Origin of the sequence: Caballeronia sp., assembly GCF_049581465.1 — a bacterium.
Taxonomy (GTDB): Bacteria; Pseudomonadota; Gammaproteobacteria; order Burkholderiales; family Burkholderiaceae; genus Caballeronia.
Map to the genome: position 1 here is coordinate 1 of NZ_JBAUSA010001010.1, position 4,520 is coordinate 4,520.

3 protein-coding genes and 1 pseudogene are annotated in these 4,520 nt (G+C 61.3%); 1 reads left to right on the forward strand and 3 read right to left on the reverse strand.

Annotated features, from left to right (window positions below):
- The 3 genes and pseudogenes from WCA53_RS24715 to WCA53_RS24725 form a co-directional block, all read right to left on the reverse strand.
- A pseudogene (locus WCA53_RS24715) lies at nt 1–155 on the reverse strand (fumarylacetoacetate hydrolase); the annotation flags it as partial.
- 98 nt (nt 156–253) lie between these two features.
- Entirely contained in the window at nt 254–2,038 is a 1,785-nt protein-coding gene (locus WCA53_RS24720) for an IlvD/Edd family dehydratase (RefSeq protein WP_423916618.1), read from the reverse strand.
- 48 nt (nt 2,039–2,086) lie between these two features.
- Nucleotides 2,087–3,079 (reverse strand): LacI family DNA-binding transcriptional regulator, encoded by a 993-nt coding sequence (locus WCA53_RS24725; RefSeq protein ID WP_423916623.1) that lies wholly within the window; start codon nt 3,077–3,079, stop codon nt 2,087–2,089.
- A gap of 263 nt (nt 3,080–3,342) precedes the next feature.
- Between WCA53_RS24725 and WCA53_RS24730 the strand changes: the two genes are divergently transcribed.
- The coding region (locus WCA53_RS24730; protein WP_423916621.1) for an MFS transporter at nt 3,343–4,520 on the forward strand (1,178 nt) is incomplete at its 3' end.

Below are 4,520 nucleotides of genomic sequence, written 5' to 3' on the forward strand. Positions count from 1 at the left end.
GTAGGCACGGTCGCCGTGATGTCGAACACTTCGCCGCCGCGAACGACCACCACGCATGGACCCTCGTGCTGGCCGGTCGTGCGCCACACACGGCCCACAAGGAGTGCCTCGTTGATATCGTCGGGAAGGAACTTGGGTTGAGAAGATGCGGGCATAGGAAGAGATCGTATCAAGATGGTTGGAAGAGCTGGAAGCCGGGCGCGATGACAGTACGATGCACCGTTCAATTCACGCCGGCTTGCCTCCTGTGGTTTCAGTGCGAATGGCGCGGATTGCCACGTTCGGCAATCACCTTTAGGTATAGCGTTGCGGGCTCGAGACACCCGCCCGTCGAAAGTTGACCGACGGTCTGGCGATAAAGCTCCTGCCACGGTGTCTGCGAAGGCGGAATCTCGAAGACGGTCGTCTCGCGGCGGCGCGCGAGTTCTTCCCCGTCGACAAGCACGTTCACGCTGCGGGCATTCAGGTCGACGCGAATGCGATCATTCGTGCGCAGCAGGGACAGCCCGCCGCCAACAGCGGCTTCTGGCGACATGTTGAGAATCGACGGGCTCGCCGACGTGCCGCTTTGCCTCCCATCCCCCAGCGTCGGCAGGGACGTGATGCCCTGACGCACGAGCGCGATCGGCGGCGCCATGTTCACGACCTCCGCGCTGCCCGGGTAGCCCACGGTGCCGGTTCCACGAATCACGAGAATGCAATGCTGATCGATTTCGAGCGACGGGTCGTTGATGCGTGCGTGGTAGTCCTCAGGACCGTCGAAGACAATCGCGCGGGCTTCGAATGCATTCTCCGCACCGGGCTCGCTCAGATAGGTCTGCCGGAACGCATCACCCACCACTGACATCTTCATGATGGCGCTGTCGAAGAAATTGCCTGAGAGCACGATGAAACCAGCGCCGTGCTTTAGCGGTTCAGCCGCAGTCATGATCACGTCGCCGTCCGCCGCTGGCGCAGTCTCTGCAATCTCGCCAATGGTACGTCCCGAGACTGTCAGGCAGTCGCGATGCACGAGGTTCGCCTGGGCAAGCTCGCGCAGCACGGCAGGCACGCCGCCCGAGCGGTGAAAGCTCTCGCCGAGATACTCGCCGGCCGGCATGCAGTTCACGATCAGCGGGACCTGCTCGCCCACGCGCTGCCAGTCATCCAGACTCAGTTCGACACCCATGTGGCGCGCGATTGCGATGAGGTGCGGCGGGCAGTTCGTCGACGCGCCGAGCGCGGATGCCACGACGATGGCGTTCTCGAACGCTGCCTTCGTCATGATGTGCGACGGTCGCACGTCCTCGCGCACGAGGTCGACGATACGCTTGCCGGTGGCGTACGCCATCTGGCCGCGCTCGCGATAGGCCGCGGGAATGCTCGCGCAACCGGGCAACGACATGCCGAGCGCTTCGGCAAGACTGTTCATTGAAAGCGCTGTACCCATCGTGTTGCAGTGGCCAATCGAAGGTGACGAGGCTGTCGTCAGTTCCATGAAGCCTTCGTAGTCGATCTCACCCACAGCGAGAAGGTTGCGCGCATGCCAGATGACCGTCCCCGAGCCCACGCGCTTGCCCTGGTGCCAGCCGTCAAGCATCGGGCCGCCCGACAAAACGATGGCGGGCATATCGACTGTGGCGGCTGCCATCAGGCAGGCAGGCGTGGTCTTGTCGCAGCCGGTGGTCAGCACTACACCGTCAAGCGGGAAGCCGTGCAGGATTTCGACGAGACCCAGGTACGCAAGATTGCGGTCGAGCGCCGCGGTCGGCCGACGGCTCTGCTCTGCCAGCGGATGAACCGGGAATTCCATCGGGATGCCGCCCGCGTCACGGATACCGGCTTTCGTGCGCGCGGCGAGTTCGATATGGTGGCGATTACAGGGTGCGAGGTCACTGCCAGTCTGCGCTATGCCGATAATCGGACGGCCCGATTGCAGCTCTTCGCGCGTGAGACCGTAGTTCATGAAGCGCTCGACATAGAGTGCGGTCATGTCTGCGTTCGAAGGGTCGTCGAACCACTCCTGGCTGCGCAGGCGCCGTGGGTTGGATTGGGGCATTCTACTGTTCTCCCTTGTGCGTGATTTAGCGATGCATCTGGAACGGCCTCATGCGCTATCGCGCGATATGACCGTGTAGTCGATCTTGATGTTCTTGCGCGCGCCGTCGGGCATGCGGTTGCCATTCAGCGCTGCGAGCAACGCCACGCCCGTCCGAAAGCCGATGCCGTGTGCATCGACTGAAACGGTCGTGATGGACGGATGTGAGCAGGCGGCCACTTCAAAGTTACCGAACCCCGCTATCGCGACATCGCCCGGTACGGCCAGTCCTCGCCTGTGACACTGCATGATGGCGCCGAAGGCTGACATGTCACTCACGCACATCACCGCATCCGTGTCCGGCCACTGCTTAAGAAGTGCATCCAGTGCGGGTCCGCCGTGGCTCATCGTGATGGGCGATTCACCGAGGCGCACCACACGCGGCTCGCCCAATCCCTGCGCCTTGCTTTCCTGCAGATATCCTTTTAACCGGTCAAGGCCGCGCCGGTCCAGGTCGCTCGCGCCGCCGAGAAAACCAATCCTGCGGTAACCGCGTTCCTTGAGGTATCGCACCATCGCGCGAGCAGCCTTTACGTTCGAAAAGCCGACGGCCGTATCAATGGGGTCAGCCGGCAGGTCCCACATCTCTACAACTGGAACGCCTGAGCGCTGCAGCAATGCGCGCGTCGCGTCAGTGTGCTGAGAACCTGTGAGCGCAATGCACCGCGGCTGGTGACGCAACATTGAACGTACGAGTCGCTCCTCACGGTGCAGGTCGTAGTCCGTGTCACCGAGCAGCAGTTGCAGCCCCTCCGGTTCGAGTGCCGCGGCAAGACCCCGTACGGTGTCAGAGAAGTTTGAGCTCGCAATTGACGGCACCAGCACGGCGGCGAATTCCGATCGTCCCGACGACAGCGCGCCGGCAGCCGCGTCGGCGACGTAACCCAACTCGTCGATGGCCCGCAGCACGCGTTCACGCGTCGCAGGCGCCACGCTATGGCCCGCGAGGACGCGCGAGACGGTCATCTTCGAGACTCCTGCGATGAGCGCCACATCGGACATGCGTGGCGGGCCCGCCAGGGGAGTCGGTTCGAGTATCGCGGTAATAGAGGTGCTGGAGTTGCCCATGGATTGCGATTGTGTCCGGCGTTGAGTCTTCCATCGTTGCATATAGATGATACGGCAGCCCTCTTCCCGAGCCTCGGGTGAAACCCCTAGCTTGTCGGGTTATCGGGTGCCGTGCTATTTTCCGTTACCGGTAACAACCTGGCAATAGGCAAAATTCCTGCCTCTGATGTTACCGGTACCAACAAGGAGATGTTGCAATGTCAATAATCACTCAGGTGGCCGCGGTACCCGCAGCCGTCAATGAGGTCGAAGATCAACTGTACCGCCGGGTGATGCGGCGCATTCTGCCTCTGCTATTGCTGTGCTACGTGGTCGCGTATCTGGACCGGGTCAACGTTGGCTTCGCCAAGCTTCAGATGCTCGACGACCTTGGCATGAGCGACACCATCTACGCCATTGGCGCGAGCATCTTCTTCTGGGGCTATTTCCTGTTCGAGATGCCGAGCAACCTGCTCCTTCACAAGTACGGCGCGCGCTTCTGGATTGCGCGAATCATGGTGACATGGGGCATCGTCTCCTCGTCACTCGCGTTCATCGTGCCGCTGGCGAACTTCTTCCACGTGCAGACGTCGACCATGTTCTATACCCTGCGCTTCTTGCTAGGGGTATGTGAAGCAGGCTTTTTCCCCGGTGTCATCCTGTACATGAACTACTGGTTCCCGGCGCGGCGCCAGAGTGTCGCGATGTCCGGCTTTCTCGTGGCTATCCCGCTGAGCCTCACGCTGGGCGGCATCGTTTCGGGTTGGCTGATGGAAAATACGCACGGAATGCTGGGGTTTAGCGGCTGGCAATGGATGCTGCTTCTCGAAGGTATTCCGTCGATGCTCGTCGCGTTTGTGGTGTTCTTCTGGCTAGGCGATGGCATCCAGTCGGCCAAGTGGCTGAGCGCGAGCGAAAAAGCCCTTTTGCAGAGCAATCTCGAGCGCGAAAGTACAGCGAAGACCCACGGCGTCGCGGCTGCGCTGAAGAGTCCGCGCGTGTGGCTGCTCACATTAATCCTACTTACTTTCAACACGGGCTTCTACGGCCTCGCGTTTTGGCTTCCGTCCATCATCCGCGCGTCAGGCGTGCAAAGCACGCTCAACATTGGTCTGCTAAGTGCGATTCCATACCTGAGCGCCGTAGTTGTGATGCTCTTGAATGCGGCGCACTCGCGCAAGACCGGTGAGCGTCGGCTGCATGCGGCTATCCCGGCTTGCGTCGGCGGTGTCGGTCTGATCCTGAGTGCATTCTTTGCGAACAACGTGCCGGTGTCGATTGTCTTCCTGACGGTGGCCACGTGTGGGATTCTCGGGCTAATGCCAATCTACTGGACATTTCCCGGTCAGATTCTGTCGGGCACCGCAGCCGCCGCAGGTATTGCGCTCATCAACTC